Below are 18,885 nucleotides of genomic sequence, written 5' to 3'. Positions count from 1 at the left end.
GTAAATAATATTTAATCATATAACTTCGGTTAAAAAAAATAAGAATATGGCTTTAGAAATTACAGATAGCAACTTCGAAGAACTTGTATTAAAAGCAGATAAACCCGTTTTGGTTGATTTTTGGGCAGAATGGTGTGGTCCATGCCGTATGGTTGGTCCAATTGTTGAAGAATTGGCTAAAGATTATGGCGATAAGGCAGTAATTGGGAAAGTAAACGTGGATGAAAACCCTGAAATATCTGTTCGTTTTGGAATTCGTAATATTCCAGCATTGTTATTCTTCAAAAATGGAGAAATTGTAGATAAACAAATCGGTGCTGTTCCAAAATCAGTATTAAATGAAAAATTAGAGAAACAATTGTAGTTTTTCTAATAAAATTGTATTTAAAAAGGTGGATTTTATAAAATTCACCTTTTTTTTGTGTCTATATATTTTATTTTATCTGGTTTAAAGGTTATTTTAATCTGTTTTTTTATAAAAAATGTATTTTTTGGTTTATTATTTTAAATAAATATTGTTTTTTATATATTTTTTCGTTTATTTTGATAAAAAATAAAAGTAATTATTAAAAATGATTAAAAAATCTGCTGTTCCGTTTTATTTTATGCTAATAATTGTACTGTTAGCTTTGTTTTTGCCCTCTTTGCCTAAAAATAATCATCATTTTGTATATAATGCAGCAGATATTGCATGGATGTTAACTTCAACAGCATTAGTATTAATTATGACTCCAGGATTAGCATATTTTTATGGAGGAATGGTCAGAAAAAAGAATGTTATCTCGACAATGCTGCAAAGTTTCATCTGCATGGCGATCGTTAGTGTTATTTGGGTAGTCTTTGGTTTTAGTTTGGTATTTGGAGATACTGTAGGGGGGATTATCGGTAACCCCTTAACCTATTTTATGTTTAATGGTGTCATTGATGGAAAACCTTGGGTAGGAGCACCTACTATTCCTTTTGCTTTATTTGCTATGTTTCAATTGAAGTTTGCTATTATTACTCCAGCGTTAATTACAGGTGCATTTGCTGAACGGATACGTTTCACATCTTATATTTTATTCATTTGTTTATTTTTTGTTTTTATATATGCACCGCTAGCACATGCGACCTGGCATCCTGATGGTGTATTATTTAAAATGGGTGTATTGGATTTTGCTGGAGGTACTGTTGTTCATATGTCAGCAGGTCTTACAGCGTTAGCCTCTGCTATATACCTTAAACAAGGAAAAGAGACTGGTCATCATACACCTGCTCGTGTTACCTACGTATTATTAGGAACGGGTATGCTTTGGTTTGGATGGTTTGGCTTCAATGCAGGATCAGCATTTTCGGCATCTAGCCTGGCATCTACAGCTTTATCAACGACAATGACCGCTTCTGCAGCAGCAGCATTAACATGGATATTCTTTGATGCGCTTCGAGGTGCCAAGCCATCGGCAATGGGTACTTGTATAGGTTTGGTTGTTGGCTTAGTTGCTATTACACCTGCTGCAGGTTTTGTGACGGTTGCTCACTCTTTAGTTATAGGTGCCGTTGCAGCTATTATCAGTCGTCTTGTAGTAGATTGGAGAACGAGATCTAAAGTTGATGATACCTTAGATGTTTTTCCTTGTCATGGTGTTGGTGGGATCGTAGGAATGATTTTGACAGGTGTGTTTGCACATAAACAGATAAATCCCGCTGTTAAGGATAATGGCCTTTTTTATGGAGAAACAGCTTTGTTTCAAGCGCACATGCTTGGGTTGTTTGCTTCAGCTGCTTATATTTTGATTGTTTCCTTCCTATTGTTGAAAGTAACAGATCTTATTTCACCTCTTCGGGCTTCTGAAGAAGAGGAGTTGATAGGTATGGATATTTCGCAACATGCGGAGAAGTTATAAAGATTTCCCTTTCAAATTCCCTAGATTATGAGCTCGCGCCATCTCCCGATGGCGTGAGCTTTTTTGATTTAACGGGTACAATTTGCCGTCCAAGTTTTATTATCTTTTACATATAATATCGTTAACGAATTATTGTCAATTCTAATATAATTGGTGGACGTTTCATCTGCATTAACAAGAACATGATCTCCTTTTTTCTCAAATTTCACTCCTGTTAATTTTGGAATGCTTTTATTGAAGATAAAATTGTAACTGTTTCCTACTTTAACAACTTCGACAGTTCCATCTGAATTTTCGTTAATTGTTGTTGACCCGTCTCTGTAACCGACAGAACCTTTATAATTCCCAATAAAAAAATCATTATCCGCAGGATCATCATCTTTGCTACATGCTGAAAAGGTTGTTAATACAGTGAAGAAAATCGCCATCAATCCAAACAATTTCCCTAATTTCATGATTTTTGTCATAACTAACATCTTTAATATTTGTGATTTAATTTAAACTTGTAACGGGGGAGTTACAAAAAACAGGCCAATTAGGTACTTAAGTATTTGATGTGCTTATAATCAAGTATTTATCAATATTTCAATAAATGCTAATGAATCAATCCAGAAATAATATTGATACTTAAGGCAACTACAAATGTATTCAAGGCAAAGGAAAGGAGTCCATGAAATAAAACAACTCTTCTAATTTTTCTGGATGAAACCTCAATATCGGAAACTTGAAAAGTACAACCTAAAACAAATGAGAAGTAGGCAAAATCGACATAATCTGGTTTTTCGTTTCCAGGGAAATCCAATCCTTTCCCATCAACACCATCTGCATAATATAGATGTGCGTAATGGAAGACATAAGTGGTGTGAACAAGAAACCAGGAGCTGATGATACTCAGAACACATATGCCAACGCTCAAGCTTTTTGGCATATTGGTGGATGAATCTGCTATAATAATTAGTAGAACAGCAAATAAGCAAGTAAAGCTGGCTAGTAGAATAAAAATAGAGACAAATAATCGGCTTCCATCTTCTGATGCTGCTTTTTTGACAATAAGTGCCACGGGCATATGATAAAAGATATACCAGGATAGTAGGATATAGCTGAGGCAAAACGTAATCCAAAAAAGCAGCGTGGTCATGAGTAAATTAATGTCGCAGTGATAGCACATTGCGGCCATCACTATACTAATGAATAGAGAGATCAGGCTTTTTTGAATCGGATTGAAATCTTGTATGACTTTTTTTATATGCATGGTTAACAGTCAAATTGCACACTCTGTTGGAAGCTGCTTTTTTCAATATTGTTGTCTTTTATCTGTGATGATAATATCAATAAGATACCATTTTCTTCATAATTGGTGGGATTGGAGATGATGAAATCAAGTTTACCATCACGATCAATATCCCCAACAAATAGTGTTTTTATAAAAGTATCATTAAAACTATCTACTTGTAGCATATTTATTTCTTTACCTCTATTTAAAGAATAGGTTAATTTATAATTTTCAACATCATGAAATACTTCTTCGTGACCTTTTTCATTAGTCTGAACTGATGTTGAATTAATCTTTCCATAACCTTTTAACTGATATTGTTGATTATTGAACGTGTAAAGAACATTATCATTCGGCCATATTTCACCCTGAATAATTTTTAAATTTTCTATTTTTCCAACCTTTAGAAAGGGAAAGTTTAAGAATAGGATGGAATTTCTTTTAGATAGTACTGATTTTGTGGGAACTCCAGCACATTCACTATAACCATCTTCAATCTTATAATCAACTTTTGCTAAGTAATATTGACCATTTTCCTCATACAGATCTAGCCAATTTTCATTTAATATTGTACTTGGATCTTCAGATTCTTCATAAATACGGTACGTATCAATCATAAAGATAGATGGAACGGTTGGACGTTTTATATTTGAGCTATTCGTTGAAACAGTATCGTTTAACGTATCCGCATCTTTTAGGGTAACAGTGTCAACATGGTTTGATTTTTTAACTTGACTATTAGGTTGACAAGACTGAAAAGTTACAGCTAAAATTATTGTTATTAGACTTAAATATTTCATCGGGTATTATATTATTTAAATTAAATATAGAAATTATAATGCACGATATTAGCATTCTTTTTAATCTGTCAATGCTTCTTTTAATAATGTAAATGATTTAAGACACTTTTGATCATCATAAATATAGGATATGACCATAAGCTCATCGATTTGTCGTTCGTCAATAAAAGGTTCTAATTGATTCTTTACTGTTTGTTTGTCTCCAATGAAACTACAGGATAACATGTTATCAGCCGCTTGTTCAATACTTGGTATACCCTTGTAAATTACTTCTGCAGTTGGGAGAGATAATGGTGCTCTTGTGTTTGTTAAAATTCCTGCAAACAAATTTTTTAAGCTTGATGATAAAAACTCCGCTTCTTCGGTTGTATTTGCGATAATGACATTGACACAAACAATAAAATAAGGTGCTGATAATGCGTTTGAAGGCTTGAAATTTTGATGATATATCGCACTCGCTTGCGCCAGTTGAGCAGGCGCAAAATGAGCCGCAAAAGCATAGGGAAGACCTAAGCTGGCCGCCAAATAAGCACTATCGGTACTTGAACCTAAAATATATAAAGGAACGTTTAAACCTTCAGCAGGAAAAGCTCTTACCTTAGAATCGCAGTTTTGTTCATCAAAATAGCGCTGTAATGCAGCAACGTCTTGAGGAAACTGATAAGCCGTATTGAAATTATTGCGGCGTAGAGCCATAGCTGTTTCTTGATCTGTGCCAGGTGCTCTTCCTAGGCCTAAGTCTATACGGTTTGGAAATAATGTCTCCAATGTTCCGAATTGTTCAGCAATTACTAAAGGAGAGTGATTCGGAAGCATAATACCTCCCGAACCGACTCGGATACTTTTTGTGTGGGCAGCAATATGTTGGATGATAAGGGAAGTTGCCGAACTGGCGATATGTTCCATATTATGGTGTTCGGCAACCCAAATTCTTTTATACCCAATGTTTTCAGCATGTTGAGCTATTTGTATAGTCCTGTTGTAAGCATCTAATGTGTTGCAACCTTTTTTGACGGGAGCAAGATCTAAAACTGATAAAGCAATATTTCTCATAATTCTAAAGTATGTTTTATTTTAGAAAACTATGTAATAGGAATGTCGCTTTACTATTTTCTTGAGGCATGGATGACAATGAGTTCATCCGTCGATCCAGTTGTGAAAAAGCTGTGTAATTCTCCTCCATCAATGATTTTAAATTTCTTTTTGATCTCTTCTGTTTTCAACGGAAAATTCTTCGCAACAGCATTTGTTTTTATTTTTTCTTTTGATTTTTTGAAAATGGAGAAAGGAATGATATTCGAAACTTCGTAAACTTTACCTAAGAAATTCGGATGATAAACATCAGAAGTATATAAATGTGTGTGCTGGTGAAGTTTTTGGAGGTCAAACGCTTTTGCTATACTCTTAAATGCGCCTGCCTTAGTTAAGCACACATCTGGCTCATAAAGATAATGTAGGGGTGTTGAAAGAGAAATTTCGGTTTCGGTTTCCTGTTGTTGACTGAAAGGAAATTTCTGAATAACATCGCCAACAATGCGAACAGCTGTTATCGTTGGTTTTAAGACATAACCTTTTTCTTGAATAAATAACAGCTCCTTACAATCATTTTGTATACTGATGACATAAATTTCCTTTACATGCTTTAGTTCTGTTAATGCTGCAGAAATATCCAAGAGAGGAGCTACTTTAATGAATACATGATTTGCTCTTTCCAAAAATTCTTCTTGTAAGTGAACGATATTAGGTTCACAATCGCTTAAAAGAAAAACCTTTTTTTGAGCAACTCGACGAGAAGGGTCTATATATATGTAATCGAGTTTAAGTTCTTGATTATCATGTAAAAAATCAAAGCCATTTAAAGCTTTTACTTCTATATTATTTGCTTGCAATTGTTTCGCATTGTATTGCGAGATGGCTGCTAAGGATTCATTAATTTCACAAGATATGACTGTTTTTGCTCTTTGAGAGAAGTAAAAATCATCAACACCGAAACCACTTGTAATATCCATTAACATCGTGTTTTCTTGAATTAAAGATGCTTTAAATTGCGCAGTTTTTTCTGAGGAACATTGCTCCAGATTTAATTTATCAGGATAGTAAATTTTTGTTGTTTGCGCCCAAAGCGGTAATTTTTTTAAGCATCGCTGCTTGCCATCAATTTGTGCAGCAAGTTCTGAGGAAGTAACGCCTTCAAAAGGAGATTTTTTTAAAGCAATCTTAGTGGAAGATTCTGTTAAATGTTGATTAATAAAATCTTGAACCTCCTGTTGAAGGATGCGTGTATTCATTTATATTTTTTTAACGAGTAATTGACAAGTATAAGTGTCTTTTAATTCGCTAATCACTTCCTTATCGATTAAAACTCTATTGATAGTCTCTTGATTATAATAACGGATGGTAATCAATTCTAAACCCGTTTCAATATGTACTTTAAATTTTTTCTTCAATTCCTCTAAAACATCGGTAATATTTTTACCCGTATCCTCTACTGCTACAGAAAAGTTGATCGCACTATTATGCATCATGTTAATCTTGATGCGGAATTGATGAAATAGATTGAAAATATCCCTTAAATTATCTTCCACAATAAAAGAGAAGTCACGTGGTGAAATTGAAATCAATATTTGATTAACTTTGAATATAAAGGATGGAACCGGCAATGAAGCATTGGTACTCTTTATTTTAGTTCCAGGAACTTCTGGATTTAAAAAAGAACGAACATTGAGTTGAATCTTTTTGTTTTGAAGAGGTTTAATCGTTTTGGGATGAATAACCGTTGCTCCATAATACGTTAATTCAATAGCATCTGTATATGATAGTTCGGGTATAAGTTCAGTCTTTTCGAACCATTTCGGATCGGCATTCAAAACACCCGGTACATCTTTCCAAATGGTTACATTTTCTGCATTTAAACAAGAAGCAAAAATAGCGGCAGAATAGTCAGAACCTTCACGTCCCAATGTTGTCGTGAAATTTTCTGATGTAGAACCTATAAATCCTTGTGTGATGATAATATATTCGTCTAATATCTGAGGGATCTCTGAGCGGATTATCTCTTCTGTTTTTTCCCAATTTACATTTGCTTCTCTATAGGTATTATCCGTCATGATATAGTTACGCGCATCTACCCATTTGGCTTTTTCGCCAATATAGGTTAAATAAGCGGCTAATATTTTAGAAGAAACGATTTCACCTGTAGAAACAATTTGATCAAACAAATAATCAAATGAATCTTGAGGATCTTCTTCTAATATCCATTCTATTTCGACAAAGCAATTGGCGATCTCATCAAAGATAGGATGATGAGCATCTTCAAATAATTGAGATAAAATATCGAAATGAAACGCTTTTGCTTTTTCTAAGATTTCAAACGCTTCTCCTGTGCTATTAAAATATGCTTTTGTGACATCTTCTAATAAGTTTGTTGTTTTACCCATTGCTGATACAACGACAAGTAGGGTATCAACTTTATATTTAGAAATAATTTGTGCTGAATTTATTACACTTTCAGCGTTTTTGACTGATGCGCCACCAAATTTAAAAACTTGCATCGATATAATTTCGTTGAGGTTGATTGCTAATTTATACTATTGATATATTCAAGACCTTTGGCTGAAATTAAATGCTTAATATCTTTATACGGAACTTTTAAAGCTGTATTTCCTTCTGCATATGATTTTATTTCATACACATTATAATAAAATAGAAGTCCATCTTTATTTAAAGCAAAATTGTCGGCAAGTGTGAAATTACCAGCTTCAAAGAAAAATTTGTCATTTAAGGATTCAGTATCTGATAATTTTTCCAATTTTCGAAAATATCTTTCTGCAATTTTAATCAATTCTTTCTGGTTTTCCTTATTTACAATATCATTTAATGTTATTTTTTGATCTGTATGGGTGTCAAAATGACTAAATAATGTAAAATGATCACCATGTGCACCACCAGTATATTCAGTTTGACTAGTTTCTATACTGATGAATTTGGATGTGTTTTGATATACTTTTGCTTGAAGATCTCGAAACCAAGTTGCTGTGGAATTGCCATTGTTTTCCTCCACATATTCATCATAGGCATTTACAAATCGCTTAGCAGAAGTAACCATTTGCGAATCACCTTCTAAATTGATGGATGTTTGGAGTAAATTGTTAATAACAGTGTCTTTAAATTGTGGATATTGTGCTTTAAAATAGGTGGTATCTATTTTTTGACCTTCTTTTACAAAAAATCGACTGTACTCATGTAACTCCTTCATTTCATAATGAAGCGTGTCCGCATTCACCACTTTTTGCATTTTTACTTTGTTTCCATTGGTACATGAAGTGCCAATGCATGCAGATAAAATAATACAAAGGTTTAAATAGTACTTTAGTCTCATTTAATTTAACCGTCCTTTTCTCTTAATTAATAGGTGATTGATACATTAATCCATTCTTCATCAAAGTCGGCTTTATATTTTTTATAGAACTGAATAGCAGGCTCATTCCAATCCAATACCTGCCAAACCATTCCATGATATCCTTGTGATTTGCCAAAATTTAGCGTTTCTTCGAAAAGTTGTTTACCAATTCCGTAACCTCGCATACTTTCTGTCACAATAAGATCCTCCAGATAAAGCCTTCTTCCTTTCCAGGTGGAATAACGAAGGTAATATAACGAAATTCCTACAATTTTCCCATTAAATTCTGCAACAAAAGCCCCCCAGACAGGATTTTTTCCAAAACCAGCAGATATGAATTCATCCATCGAGACAGTCACTTCATCAGGTGCATTTTCGAAAACTGCTAACTCCTGAATCAGTTCTAGCATCGCTGAGCAATCCGCTTCAACTGCCTTTCTAATCGTTGCTTTAGTCATTGTTTTTAACATGTTTAATGACACGTTTTCCAAAAATAGTACTTCCCAGTCGGATCATCGTGGAACCCTTTTCTATCGCCAATTTATAATCCGAAGACATACCCATCGATAACGTGTCAAAATGGTCATCTTTGCGATAGAAACTTGCTTTAATACCATCATATAAAGATTTTAATTCATAAAATTCTTCCTTAATTTCCTTTTCTTTTTCAATGTTGGACGCAATTCCCATCAGCCCGCGTATACGAATATTTTTTAATGTTAAGAATTCTTCATCACGTAACATTTCAACTAATTCTGCATGATCAAAGCCAAACTTCGTGTCCTCTTCAGCAATATGAACCTGAAGTAAACAATCGATAATACGATCGTTTTTGGCAGCATATTTATTGATTTCTTTTACTAGTTTCAACGAATCAACAGAATGGATCAATGTGATAAAAGGGGCAATATATTTTACTTTATTAGATTGAAGATGACCAATCAGGTGCCATTCAATGTCTTTTGGTAAAGCTTCGTATTTCTCAACAAGTTCCTGAACCATATTTTCACCGAAAACCCGTTGTCCAGCTTCATAGGCTTCCATGATATCTTCATTTGGTTTTGTTTTGGATACGGCGACTAGCTGAATGCCCAGGGCTTTAACTTCTAAATTAATCGCTTCAAGATTACTTGCAATACTCATGATAATTGTATATTTAAGAATTCAAAGAGCCAAATGCCAGCCCTTTTTATAAATTTGTACAAAATTACGAAATGCAACGATTAATACTGAATGTACTTGCTTTGATTTTTTTATTTGTTTCTTGTAAAGGTGCAAATGAGAAAGATATTATCTCGAAAAAAGATTTTGTAAAGGTCTTAACGGAGATTTATTTGACTGATTCATATTTATCAACGATTAATACAGATAGTGCGAAAAAAGTTATTTTCCCTTTGTATGATCATACTTTCAAGAAATATGATCTCGACTCGACCACTTTTAAAAAGAATTTAGCCTATTATGCCAGTGATGCTGAAGCGATGACTAAAATTTATGAAGAAGTGGGTAGTAATCTTAAAAAGATGAATGAGGGGTACATGAAGATAGACAAAGCGAAAATGGATTCAATACGTGCTAGAGATTCCATTCGAAATGTACGTTATCAGGATAGCATGACTCGTATTAATAATTTTATAGCACTTTATGAGATGCAAAAGAATATGATTTTGCATTATAAGCCCGATAGTATCCGGTTGAATTATAAAAATTCAGCACATGATTTTTTTGAAAAAACAGGACTGAAAGGAGGCTATAATCTGGAAACTTATATATTAGAAAAAGCAAGACAGACAGCACCTTCTCCTGTTGGGGTGAATCCTGCAGCAGTGCCTGTAGCAACACCCTCCACAAGTGCTGGACATACTTCGACAGTGGGAACGCAAAAGGTACCAACTGAAGTGCCAGTTACAAGTGAAAGTAAGGAGGTTAAAAATCCGGAAAAACCTCCGATTTTATTGGATGGAAAATCCAGATTGAAAAAGGATGTTCTACATCCAAAACCAGTTAATTAACAAGAATAAAAAAATGATTTATCCTAATAACGCAAGTGATAAGCTCGGTTTTGCCGAGATTAAGGAATTGATAAAGCAGAAATGCATCAGTGAGTCGGGGCGTAATTTGGTTGATAAAATACAACCACAAACTCGATTTGACCAAATTGATAAGTTTTTGCGTCAAACAAATGAATTTAAAGATCTTTTGACTAGTGACGATGCACTACCCGTGGATCATCTTTATCCCATTCGAGCTTTAGTCGAAAAGGCTAAAGTCGAAGGTGCTTTTTTAATGGAAGAAGAGTTTTATCGTGTTCTCCTTTCTTTAAAAACAGTATATGCTATTATTCGCTATTTTAATGATCGCGAAGGTCAATACCCAAATTTAGAATTACTTTTTGAGCATTTACCTATTGAGAAACAGATTATTCGAGATATCGAAATGATTATTGATGATCGAGGTAAAATGAAAAATAATGCGTCACGTTTATTGCTCGATCTTTCTCAAAGTATTTTAAAAGCGGAACAAGAAGCTCGTAAGCGTATTGATGTTATTTTTAAAAATGCACAAAACAGTGGTTGGACAGCTGACGGTAATCTCACTATTCGTGATGGTCGACTGTGTATACCAATTTTAGCGGAGAATAAACGCAAGCTAAAAGGCTTAATTCATGATGAATCTGCAACTGGGCAAACAGCTTATATTGAGCCAGAAGAGGTCTTTCATCTCAATAATAAGGTTAGAGATCTGGAATTTGAACGTAGGAGAGAGGTTATCCGTATTTTGGTTGAATTAACGACTAAGCTCAGACCACATGTTCCTTTGTTATTGGCCTATGATGGTCTGTTAACGAAAGTTGATTTTGTACGATCTAAGGCTTTATTTGCTTTGGATTTGGACGCTGAAATGCCAGAATTGTCCAAGGAAGCAGAAATCAATTTGGTAAATGCTCGTCATCCACTATTGATGCTGAATACCCAACATGAACGAGCAACGATTGTTCCATTAAATATAAAAATAGATGAGATACAACGTGTGATTGTCGTTTCAGGCCCAAATGCTGGAGGAAAATCTGTTTGTATGAAAACCGTTGGTTTGATGCAAATTATGGTACAATCAGGATTACTCATCCCTGCAGACGCTAATTCTAAAGTGGGTGTTTTTAAACAAATTTTTGCAGATATCGGAGATGATCAATCTATAGAAAGTGATTTAAGTACTTATAGTGCGCATCTGTCAAAAATGAAATATTTTACAGAATTTGCTACTGCACGTACGCTTGTTTTGATCGACGAATTTGGAACCGGTACAGATCCTTTGTTTGGAGGGCCTATTGCAGAAGCTGTTTTGGAAACGCTGAATAAAAAATCCATTCGAGGTGTGGTAACAACGCACTACTCAAATTTAAAAGTGTTTGCTAATCAAACAGTGGGTTTAGAAAATGCATCAATGCTTTTTGATAATGTAGCGATGAGACCGCTGTATATTTTACAGATTGGAAAGCCAGGTAGTTCTTATGCCTTCGAGATTGCACAAAAAATTGGATTAAATAAAGAAATCATCCATCTTGCTAAATTGAAGGTAGGTACGCATCAAAAGAAGGTGGACACACTATTAGTGGATTTAGAGCGTGAGAAGAAAGAAATATTTGATACAAAATCTGCTATAACGAAAAGAGAAAAAGAGTTAATCCGTATAAAGTCAGAATACGAAGATTTGCAAGGATATCTGGAAGATAATAAAAAATTAATTCTTAAAAAGGCAAAAGAAGAAGCACAGATACTTTTGAAAAATTCAAATAAATTAATTGAAAATACGGTTGCCGAAATCAAATCTGTACAAGCTGATAAAGAGAAAACAAAAGCTATACGCGCTAAATTGGATAGTTCCTTTTCGACCATTCTTCCTAAGGAGAAAAAAGTTGAAAAGAAACCAATTATTATACCTGATAACACCGAAGAGCTTAGTGTTGGCGATTGGGTTCAGATAATTGATTCAGGTAATGAAGCGATTGTATTGGAAGTCGCTAAGAATAATTTGATTTTAGCCATGGGTGAATTAAGGACAGTCCAAAAACGTAAAAATGTTATTAAACTCAATGGTAAAGAGCTGAAAAAAGCAGTTAAAGCAGGAACTAAGACAATTTCATCTCATGCTGTTGCTGACTTTAATCCTGAACTTGACTTACGAGGTATGCGGACAGAAGATGCTTTATATGAATTAGAGAAAGTATTGGATAGGGTAGTTATGATTGGTTATCCATCTTTAAAAATTATTCATGGAAAAGGAGATGGTATTCTTCGTAAGTTTATTCGTGACTATCTTCGGAAATATAGTCATATTTCTCGTTTTGAAGACGAACACCAGGACAGAGGTGGAGATGGTATTACGTATGCTTATTTATAAAAATCTTTGATTGCTATGGATTCTTTTTTCGACTTTTTCGATAACCAGTATATTTGGAACGTTGTCGTTTCCATATTTTGTGGTGCTTTAATTGGGTTTGAACGAGAATACAGAAATAAATCAGCAGGATTCAGAACAATTGTATTGATCTGTTTTGGTTCTGCTGTTTTTACTGTTGTTTCCCGAATGATAGGAGGAAATGGAAATGATGATCGGATTGCTGCAAATATTGTAACAGGTATTGGTTTTATTGGAGCAGGAGTAATTTTTAAAGGAAAACTTTCGGTTAAAGGACTAACCACATCTGCGGTAATTTGGTCAACTGCTGGTGTAGGAATGATTGCTGGAATAGGAGAAACAAAATTAGCGTTGTTTTTCACCATTTTTATGGTTATTATTTTATCATTATTCCAACAAATTGAACAACTATTATCCCGCTATTATTTAATCCGTACGGTTCATGTTCGATTTGCAACCTGTGACTTTGATCAAATTTCTAATTTTGAACAGGAGGCAACAAAATTCAATGTAAAGTTTAGTCGAAAAACGATAGAGAAACTTGATGGTGGATTGGCCATTATATATGATTTATCTGGAAAAATGGAAAATATAAATAAGTTCAATGAAAGGCTAATTTATATCCCAGAGGTGAAAGAGTTTTACTATAATTGAGCAATTCTTGGATAATGCGAATAGTCTCTTTCCCTTCTAAATTTTAAATGCGAATCCGATCTAATAATATTTAAAATTAATGCTTAACCATTCAATTATTCTTATAGTGAATAGATTTTGGTTGCAAATATTTAGGAAGAGTTTCGTGCAACCAATTTTTAAAATCTGTTTCATTAAAATAAACATCATTTTTTAAAGTAGCTTCTAATCTCAATTCGGTGATTAAATTTTCGTTTTTATGACCTACCACTTTAGTTTTCATAATAGACGGATATACAGCTATTGTTTTCTCCAATTCATTACAATTAACGATTTCACCTCCAATATTGAGTGAATTGTTAATTCTTCCTAAATAATATAATAGTCCAGTATCATCCTGGCGAATGAAATCTCCCGTGCTGATATATAGGCTATTATCGTGATCTTGCATCCAAGAGCATTTTACTTTGAGTTCATGATCAGCCTCCAGATTGTATTTTATCCCTTTTAGAAAGCGTCCGATTGTATCATTGGCCATCATTAAATCATCGTGAGCAGCAATGCTGCAGATACCTAATTCAGTTGTGCCATACAAATTGAAGATTTTGGTTTTATTGTACTGGTTGATCACATAGGAAGTCCATTGCGGCTCAAGCTTGTCAGCACCAGAGATGATACACTTGCAGTTCCCAAGTGCATATGCATCTATATCTATTAATTTGCCAATCATAGAAGGTATCACAACAAGACAGTCTATGCGATTATTGTTAATCGAATGTACGATCAGTTTTGAATTAAAATGCGAAGAAAAATAGATGTCATGTTTTAGAAATAATGCCAAAATTAAACTCGCTAAACCATAACCATGATAAAAAGGGACAGTGATTTGACTAGAAGAATAATCTAATAAAGATAATTTAGAGACCAATTCTATAAATGGGTTCCAAATTTTCGTTACCTCAAGTTTACGTTCAATCGCTGTCGCCATATTTGAACTACCTGTACTTAAAATGGTTATTTTTCCTTGATTTCGTTTTAATTTTCGGATACTCTTACTTATGGGAAACGCATTAATCTCTGCAAAAGAATAGACAATTAGTTGAAGGTCAATATTTTTTATCTGCACACTATTGTCTGTAATAATCAGATTAGCGCTATAGTTGCTTAAAATTTTTTCTAATTGACCTTCAGCTAAATGCGGATTGATAATAATCACTTCTCGAGAAAGCGCAGAAAGTGCAAATAAATATTGAATAAAATTAAAACTATTGTCAGCAATAAGAACAACTTTTTGAGAGATGTGATTGGAGGGAAAGTTTTTTAATTTGTCTATAACAAGCAGAGTTTCTTTGTAAAGTGTCGCATAACTAATCTTGTTGTAGCCATCATTTATAAATGTATTATTTAAATTTTTAACAGACTTTAATAATGCATACAGGTTAACTCCAAACCGAAAGGTAGAAAAGATTGATTTTAATACTTGTATAGAAAAACTCATTCTTTGTCGTAATGTCATAGTATACCAGTTAAAAACGATCCCATATTTTTCGACTGAAAAAACCTAATGTTATCGGTAAAAATGACCACCATGGTTTAGAATAATTGGATGTACTTAACAAAAGTTTTAAAATACGTAAAGCTGCTTCATCCTTTTCCATCGCAGGAACTTGTTGATAGGCAAGGTTAGGAACAATCATTCCTGTTTTTACGAGAGGTAAATAAATTGTTTTAAGTCAAATGTTCATTTTTTTCCATTCGGATTGATTCGATCGACAATATTGATCAAAAGCAGTTTTGGACGCTTGATAAGCCGCCCATTGGGCTGTAGGTAATAATAAAACATTTAAAGCAGAAACATTGACGATTTGTCCTTTTTGCTTGGATAGGATCGGAGTTAGGGCTAATGAAATTTTTAAAGGAGCTAAATAATTGAGAGAATTGGTTCTTGTAAAATCGTGATAGCGAAGTAACGAATTTTGTAAGGGACGTTTAATTGATTTTCCTGCATTAGAGATGAATATATCTATTGGCGTCTGTTTCGTACAAAGATGTTCAATTAAATGATCGACCTGCTCTTCTTTATATAAGTCAGCAATAAGGATAGTAGCAGTGGAATTGTTTTTGACGATAACTTCCTTCAGAGCTTCTAATTTTTCCTTTGAACGTGCAACTAAAATCAAATGAACTTGAAATTTGGACAAGAGAATGCAACAAGCGTTTCCAATGCCTTCACTAGCTCCTGTAATTAAAATAGTTTTTCCTCGGAAAGCTTGTAAAGCCTTCTTTTTATTGAGAAAAACTTTTGGGAATGCTATGCTTTCTATCCAGGTCGATTTCACTTTACTTTGATAAAAAAGGATATACAATAAACAAATTTATTGCATATCCTTTTTAAAAGATGAATATAATTAATCTTCTAATGCTATAATTTCTTCAGCTAAATCTTCCCAATTTTTTTGTAACTGTGTTAGCTCAGCTTTTGAAGAATTGTAATTACGCGTATATTCCTGCAATTTAATAGCATCAGAATAAATCTCTTCTTTTGCTAAATCTGTTTCTAAACGGTTTACTTGAAGCTCCTTTTCAGCAACTTTTAGCTCCAAAGAAGCCAATTCTTTATTCTTTTTACTGATTAATTTGAATTTATCCTCAGTAGGAGCAGGTTTTACCTTTTTTGGTTCCTCAACGACAATTTTCTTTTCAACCTTTTTTTCTACAGGTTTGATAATTCGCTTAGCATTCCATTCTTCGTATTCTTGATAAGTACCTGGATACTCCTTAATCTCTTTATCTTCGATAAACCAAATTTTATTGGCAACATTATCTAAAAAATAACGATCGTGAGATACCACGATTAATGTTCCTTCAAACTGTTGAAGCGCTTGGATCAATATATTGACCGACTGCATATCCAAGTGGTTGGTAGGCTCATCTAATGCTAAGAAATTCGCATCCGCTGTAAGTGCTTTAGCTAATGCGACACGAGATTTTTCACCTCCTGAAAGAACTTTGATCTTTTTGAAAGCATCATCTCCAGAAAACAAGAAACAACCTAGAATTGATCGAAGTTCTGTTTCTGTATGTTTTGGTGCAAATGCTTGCATTTCAGCAATAATGCTATTTTCTAAATGCAAAGCCTCTAATTGATGTTGAGCAAAGAATGTTTGAGATACATTGTGCCCGTGCTCAGATTTTCCTTCATATTCTTTGTCAGCTCCAGCTACAATACGTAATAAAGTTGATTTACCTTTTCCATTTGCACCGATTAAAGCAATTTTATCTCCTTTTTCAATGATTCCTTCCGTATTTTGAAGAATCTCTAAATTGGGATATGACTTTGAAATATTTTCCAAAGTAACCACATGCCGTCCAGATGGTTTTGTAAATTTGAAACTGAAGTTTACAGTAGGATTATCATCATCCACATCTTCCACACGCTCCATTCTGTCTAGCGCTTTAATACGGGACTGAGCCATTTTTGCCTTTGAAGCCTTTGCACGGAAACGCTCAATTAAGCGCTCTTCCTGTTTTATTTTCGCTTGTTGATTTTTGAATTGACCTGCCTGGATCTCACTGCGCAATGCCTTCTCTTCTAAATAAAAGCTATAGTTACCTGCATAAAGTGTCAATTTACCTTTGCGAGATTCAACAGTCTTTTTAATAATACGATCTAAGAAATACCTATCGTGAGATACAATGACAATAGCCCCCTCAAATGCTTGTAGATAATTTTCCAGCCATTTGATAGAAGGTAAATCCATGTGGTTGGTTGGCTCATCTAACAACAAAATATCAGGAGTTTGCAATAAGATCCTGGCTAACATGACACGCATACGCCATCCTCCAGAAAAGGTAGCTAAAGGGCGTTTTTGTTCATCTTCTGAAAATCCCAAACCAGCCAAAATCTCATGCGCACGAAATTCAATACTATAGCCATCTAAAGCATCGAATTCCATTTGCTTGTCACTTAATTTATTTAGAATATCATCAGAATAATCTGTTTCTAATTTTTGTAGCAGGTTTTCTATTTCTGTATGCAATTGATTTTGGCGCTCGAAAGCCTCCATCGCCACATGTAAAATACTTTTATCAGAATGATAAGACAATAAATCTTGGTTTAAGTAACCAATTTTTAAGTCTTTCGCCATTGATATGGTACCTGAAGTAGGGGTATACTGTCCTACGATCAATCGTAATAAAGTGGATTTGCCGGTACCGTTGGCTCCAATTAGACCAACCTTGTCTCCAGGTTTAATATGCCAATTGGCCTCATCATATAATGCTCGAGACCCAATTTCAAATGTTAAGTTATTTATTGATATCATTTCGATTGCAAAAGTAGTGAAATTTCTTCTTCTTTGCCTACCTTTGTGGATATGTACAAATTAGTCAAACCTATTTTCTTTTCAATGAATCCTGAATCTGCTCATCATACAGTAACAGGAGGATTAAAAACATTTTCAAAAATCTGGGGTGCTAAAAAGTTAATAAGAAGCCTTTATACTTTTGAAAATAAAAACTTAGCACGTGAAGTCTTTGGTCTTAAGTTTAAAAATCCAGTAGGATTAGCCGCTGGATTCGATAAAAATGCCGAATACATAACCGATATGGCAAATTTTGGATTTGGTTTTATTGAAATTGGTACCGTGACACCAAAACCTCAACCTGGCAATGATAAACCACGAATGTTTCGCCTTATTTCAGATAAAGCATTAATTAACCGAATGGGTTTTAATAATCAAGGGGCTGACGTAGCAGCAAACCGTTTAAAACACCTGTCATCGGAAGATCGGAAAGGACTTTTAATTGGAGGAAATATTGGTAAAAATAAAGTAACCCCAAATGAACAAGCAGTAGATGATTATATTTACTGTTTCAATGCTTTATTTGATTATGTGGACTATTTTGTCGTTAACGTAAGTTCTCCGAATACACCAGGATTACGTGACTTACAAGAAAAAGAACCACTAAAACAAATTTTGAATACGCTTCAGGGATTGAACGAGCAAAAAACAAATAAGAAACCTATATTGTTAAAAATAGCACCTGATTTGACCGATAGTCAATTGGATGATATTGTAGAAATCGTTCAGGAAACACATATAGCAGGTGTTATTGCGACCAATACCACTATTTCAAGAGAGGGATTGCGTAGTGAAGAACATTTGGTTAAAGAAACAGGTGGAGTGAGCGGTGCTCCTTTGACCAAGCGTTCTACAGAAGTAATTCGGTATTTATCAAATAAATCAAACAGATCTTTTCCTATCATTGGAGTAGGTGGGATCCATTCTGCAGCAGATGCAATTGAAAAGCTGGATGCAGGAGCGAGTCTCGTTCAGATATATACTGGTTTTATTTATGAAGGACCTGCTTTAATTACGAATATTTGCAAAGGCATCGTGCAAGCTGGAAAGTAATAAATAACTGATTTTATACAAGAAAAGGCTTAACAATTGTTAAGCCTTTTCTTGTAATACC

At 34.0% G+C, this 18,885-nt stretch carries 19 protein-coding genes; 6 read left to right on the top strand and 13 right to left on the bottom strand.

Annotated features, from left to right (window positions below):
* The first annotated feature begins 46 nt into the window (after positions 1-46).
* Both trxA and LZQ00_RS07565 read left to right on the top strand, forming a co-directional pair.
* Positions 47-364: a thioredoxin gene (gene trxA / locus LZQ00_RS07570; protein ID WP_234514293.1), complete on the top strand. Its 318-nt coding sequence runs from the start codon at positions 47-49 to the stop codon at positions 362-364.
* Between the two features lie 208 nt (positions 365-572).
* On the top strand, positions 573-1,883 hold the full coding sequence (locus LZQ00_RS07565; RefSeq protein WP_234514283.1) for an ammonium transporter: 1,311 nt from the start codon (positions 573-575) through the stop codon (positions 1,881-1,883).
* Positions 1,884-1,951: 68 nt separating this feature from the next.
* On the opposite strand, the gene LZQ00_RS07560 is transcribed toward LZQ00_RS07565, so the two are convergent.
* The 9 genes from LZQ00_RS07560 to LZQ00_RS07520 form a co-directional block, all read right to left on the bottom strand.
* Positions 1,952-2,350 (bottom strand): hypothetical protein, encoded by a 399-nt coding sequence (locus tag LZQ00_RS07560; protein WP_234514265.1) that lies wholly within the window; start codon positions 2,348-2,350, stop codon positions 1,952-1,954.
* Between the two features lie 128 nt (positions 2,351-2,478).
* Positions 2,479-3,021: a DUF1345 domain-containing protein gene (locus tag LZQ00_RS07555; protein WP_234514798.1), complete on the bottom strand. Its 543-nt coding sequence runs from the start codon at positions 3,019-3,021 to the stop codon at positions 2,479-2,481.
* Between the two features lie 116 nt (positions 3,022-3,137).
* Complete coding sequence (locus LZQ00_RS07550; protein WP_234514263.1) at positions 3,138-3,956, bottom strand: FG-GAP repeat protein; 819 nt, start codon at positions 3,954-3,956, stop codon at positions 3,138-3,140.
* Positions 3,957-4,016: 60 nt separating this feature from the next.
* Positions 4,017-5,009: an LLM class flavin-dependent oxidoreductase gene (locus LZQ00_RS07545; protein ID WP_234514261.1), complete on the bottom strand. Its 993-nt coding sequence runs from the start codon at positions 5,007-5,009 to the stop codon at positions 4,017-4,019.
* Between the two features lie 53 nt (positions 5,010-5,062).
* Entirely contained in the window at positions 5,063-6,244 is a 1,182-nt protein-coding gene (locus LZQ00_RS07540; protein WP_234514236.1) for a class I SAM-dependent methyltransferase, read from the bottom strand.
* Positions 6,245-7,507, bottom strand: a complete 1,263-nt coding sequence (locus LZQ00_RS07535) for an aspartate kinase (RefSeq protein ID WP_234514234.1) — start codon at positions 7,505-7,507, stop codon at positions 6,245-6,247.
* A gap of 26 nt (positions 7,508-7,533) precedes the next feature.
* Positions 7,534-8,250 (bottom strand): DUF3298 and DUF4163 domain-containing protein, encoded by a 717-nt coding sequence (locus LZQ00_RS07530; protein WP_234514225.1) that lies wholly within the window; start codon positions 8,248-8,250, stop codon positions 7,534-7,536.
* Between the two features lie 110 nt (positions 8,251-8,360).
* The gene (locus LZQ00_RS07525; RefSeq protein WP_234514216.1) at positions 8,361-8,825 is read right to left on the bottom strand and encodes a GNAT family N-acetyltransferase; all 465 of its coding nucleotides are present in this window, start codon (positions 8,823-8,825) and stop codon (positions 8,361-8,363) included.
* The gene (locus LZQ00_RS07520; RefSeq protein WP_234514214.1) at positions 8,806-9,498 is read right to left on the bottom strand and encodes a YggS family pyridoxal phosphate-dependent enzyme; all 693 of its coding nucleotides are present in this window, start codon (positions 9,496-9,498) and stop codon (positions 8,806-8,808) included. The genes LZQ00_RS07525 and LZQ00_RS07520 overlap by 20 nt, the downstream gene beginning before the upstream one ends.
* Before the next feature lie 71 nt (positions 9,499-9,569).
* On the opposite strand from LZQ00_RS07520, the gene LZQ00_RS07515 reads away from it, so the two are divergent.
* Genes LZQ00_RS07515 through LZQ00_RS07505 form a run of 3 tightly spaced genes read left to right on the top strand, consistent with a single transcriptional unit; the run spans position 9,570 to position 13,428 of the window.
* Positions 9,570-10,367 carry a DUF4296 domain-containing protein gene (locus tag LZQ00_RS07515; protein ID WP_234514212.1) on the top strand — a complete coding sequence of 266 codons (798 nt, stop codon included), beginning with the start codon at positions 9,570-9,572 and terminating at the stop codon, positions 10,365-10,367.
* 13 nt (positions 10,368-10,380) lie between these two features.
* A complete protein-coding gene (locus LZQ00_RS07510) occupies positions 10,381-12,756 on the top strand; it encodes an endonuclease MutS2 (RefSeq protein WP_234514210.1) in 2,376 nt (791 codons plus the stop codon).
* A gap of 15 nt (positions 12,757-12,771) precedes the next feature.
* A complete protein-coding gene (locus LZQ00_RS07505) occupies positions 12,772-13,428 on the top strand; it encodes an MgtC/SapB family protein (protein ID WP_234514199.1) in 657 nt (218 codons plus the stop codon).
* A gap of 91 nt (positions 13,429-13,519) precedes the next feature.
* On the opposite strand, the gene LZQ00_RS07500 is transcribed toward LZQ00_RS07505, so the two are convergent.
* The 4 genes from LZQ00_RS07500 to LZQ00_RS07485 form a co-directional block, all read right to left on the bottom strand.
* Positions 13,520-14,923, bottom strand: coding sequence for an AMP-binding protein (locus tag LZQ00_RS07500; protein WP_234514197.1), 1,404 nt, complete (start codon positions 14,921-14,923; stop codon positions 13,520-13,522).
* A 10-nt stretch (positions 14,924-14,933) separates the two neighbouring features.
* Positions 14,934-15,104 (bottom strand): hypothetical protein, encoded by a 171-nt coding sequence (locus tag LZQ00_RS07495; protein WP_234514195.1) that lies wholly within the window; start codon positions 15,102-15,104, stop codon positions 14,934-14,936.
* 36 nt (positions 15,105-15,140) lie between these two features.
* The gene (locus LZQ00_RS07490) at positions 15,141-15,746 is read right to left on the bottom strand and encodes an SDR family NAD(P)-dependent oxidoreductase (RefSeq protein WP_234514193.1); all 606 of its coding nucleotides are present in this window, start codon (positions 15,744-15,746) and stop codon (positions 15,141-15,143) included.
* Positions 15,747-15,815: 69 nt separating this feature from the next.
* Positions 15,816-17,732, bottom strand: coding sequence for an ABC-F family ATP-binding cassette domain-containing protein (locus LZQ00_RS07485; RefSeq protein WP_234514191.1), 1,917 nt, complete (start codon positions 17,730-17,732; stop codon positions 15,816-15,818).
* 51 nt (positions 17,733-17,783) lie between these two features.
* Here LZQ00_RS07485 and LZQ00_RS07480 point away from each other — a divergent pair, with 51 nt between their 5' ends.
* Positions 17,784-18,824 (top strand): quinone-dependent dihydroorotate dehydrogenase, encoded by a 1,041-nt coding sequence (locus LZQ00_RS07480; RefSeq protein WP_234514189.1) that lies wholly within the window; start codon positions 17,784-17,786, stop codon positions 18,822-18,824.
* The last annotated feature ends 61 nt before the right edge of the window (positions 18,825-18,885 follow it).

This window comes from Sphingobacterium sp. SRCM116780, from assembly GCF_021442025.1.
Classification (GTDB): domain Bacteria; phylum Bacteroidota; class Bacteroidia; order Sphingobacteriales; family Sphingobacteriaceae; genus Sphingobacterium.
This window is presented reverse-complemented; position numbering and strand designations above follow the sequence as displayed.

What these genes read in the sequence shown, in the direction of transcription:
- trxA (WP_234514293.1), top strand. Translation starts at nt 47, where the DNA reads ATGGCTTTAGAAATTACAGATAGCAACTTCGAAGAACTTGTATTAAAA.
- LZQ00_RS07565 (WP_234514283.1), top strand. Translation starts at nt 573, where the DNA reads ATGATTAAAAAATCTGCTGTTCCGTTTTATTTTATGCTAATAATTGTA.
- LZQ00_RS07560 (WP_234514265.1), bottom strand. Translation starts at nt 2,350, where the DNA reads ATGACAAAAATCATGAAATTAGGGAAATTGTTTGGATTGATGGCGATT.
- LZQ00_RS07555 (WP_234514798.1), bottom strand. Translation starts at nt 3,021, where the DNA reads ATGACCACGCTGCTTTTTTGGATTACGTTTTGCCTCAGCTATATCCTA.
- LZQ00_RS07550 (WP_234514263.1), bottom strand. Translation starts at nt 3,956, where the DNA reads ATGAAATATTTAAGTCTAATAACAATAATTTTAGCTGTAACTTTTCAG.
- LZQ00_RS07545 (WP_234514261.1), bottom strand. Translation starts at nt 5,009, where the DNA reads ATGAGAAATATTGCTTTATCAGTTTTAGATCTTGCTCCCGTCAAAAAA.
- LZQ00_RS07540 (WP_234514236.1), bottom strand. Translation starts at nt 6,244, where the DNA reads ATGAATACACGCATCCTTCAACAGGAGGTTCAAGATTTTATTAATCAA.
- LZQ00_RS07535 (WP_234514234.1), bottom strand. Translation starts at nt 7,507, where the DNA reads ATGCAAGTTTTTAAATTTGGTGGCGCATCAGTCAAAAACGCTGAAAGT.
- LZQ00_RS07530 (WP_234514225.1), bottom strand. Translation starts at nt 8,250, where the DNA reads ATGCAAAAAGTGGTGAATGCGGACACGCTTCATTATGAAATGAAGGAG.
- LZQ00_RS07525 (WP_234514216.1), bottom strand. Translation starts at nt 8,825, where the DNA reads ATGTTAAAAACAATGACTAAAGCAACGATTAGAAAGGCAGTTGAAGCG.
- LZQ00_RS07520 (WP_234514214.1), bottom strand. Translation starts at nt 9,498, where the DNA reads ATGAGTATTGCAAGTAATCTTGAAGCGATTAATTTAGAAGTTAAAGCC.
- LZQ00_RS07515 (WP_234514212.1), top strand. Translation starts at nt 9,570, where the DNA reads ATGCAACGATTAATACTGAATGTACTTGCTTTGATTTTTTTATTTGTT.
- LZQ00_RS07510 (WP_234514210.1), top strand. Translation starts at nt 10,381, where the DNA reads ATGATTTATCCTAATAACGCAAGTGATAAGCTCGGTTTTGCCGAGATT.
- LZQ00_RS07505 (WP_234514199.1), top strand. Translation starts at nt 12,772, where the DNA reads ATGGATTCTTTTTTCGACTTTTTCGATAACCAGTATATTTGGAACGTT.
- LZQ00_RS07500 (WP_234514197.1), bottom strand. Translation starts at nt 14,923, where the DNA reads ATGACATTACGACAAAGAATGAGTTTTTCTATACAAGTATTAAAATCA.
- LZQ00_RS07495 (WP_234514195.1), bottom strand. Translation starts at nt 15,104, where the DNA reads ATGATTGTTCCTAACCTTGCCTATCAACAAGTTCCTGCGATGGAAAAG.
- LZQ00_RS07485 (WP_234514191.1), bottom strand. Translation starts at nt 17,732, where the DNA reads ATGATATCAATAAATAACTTAACATTTGAAATTGGGTCTCGAGCATTA.
- LZQ00_RS07480 (WP_234514189.1), top strand. Translation starts at nt 17,784, where the DNA reads ATGTACAAATTAGTCAAACCTATTTTCTTTTCAATGAATCCTGAATCT.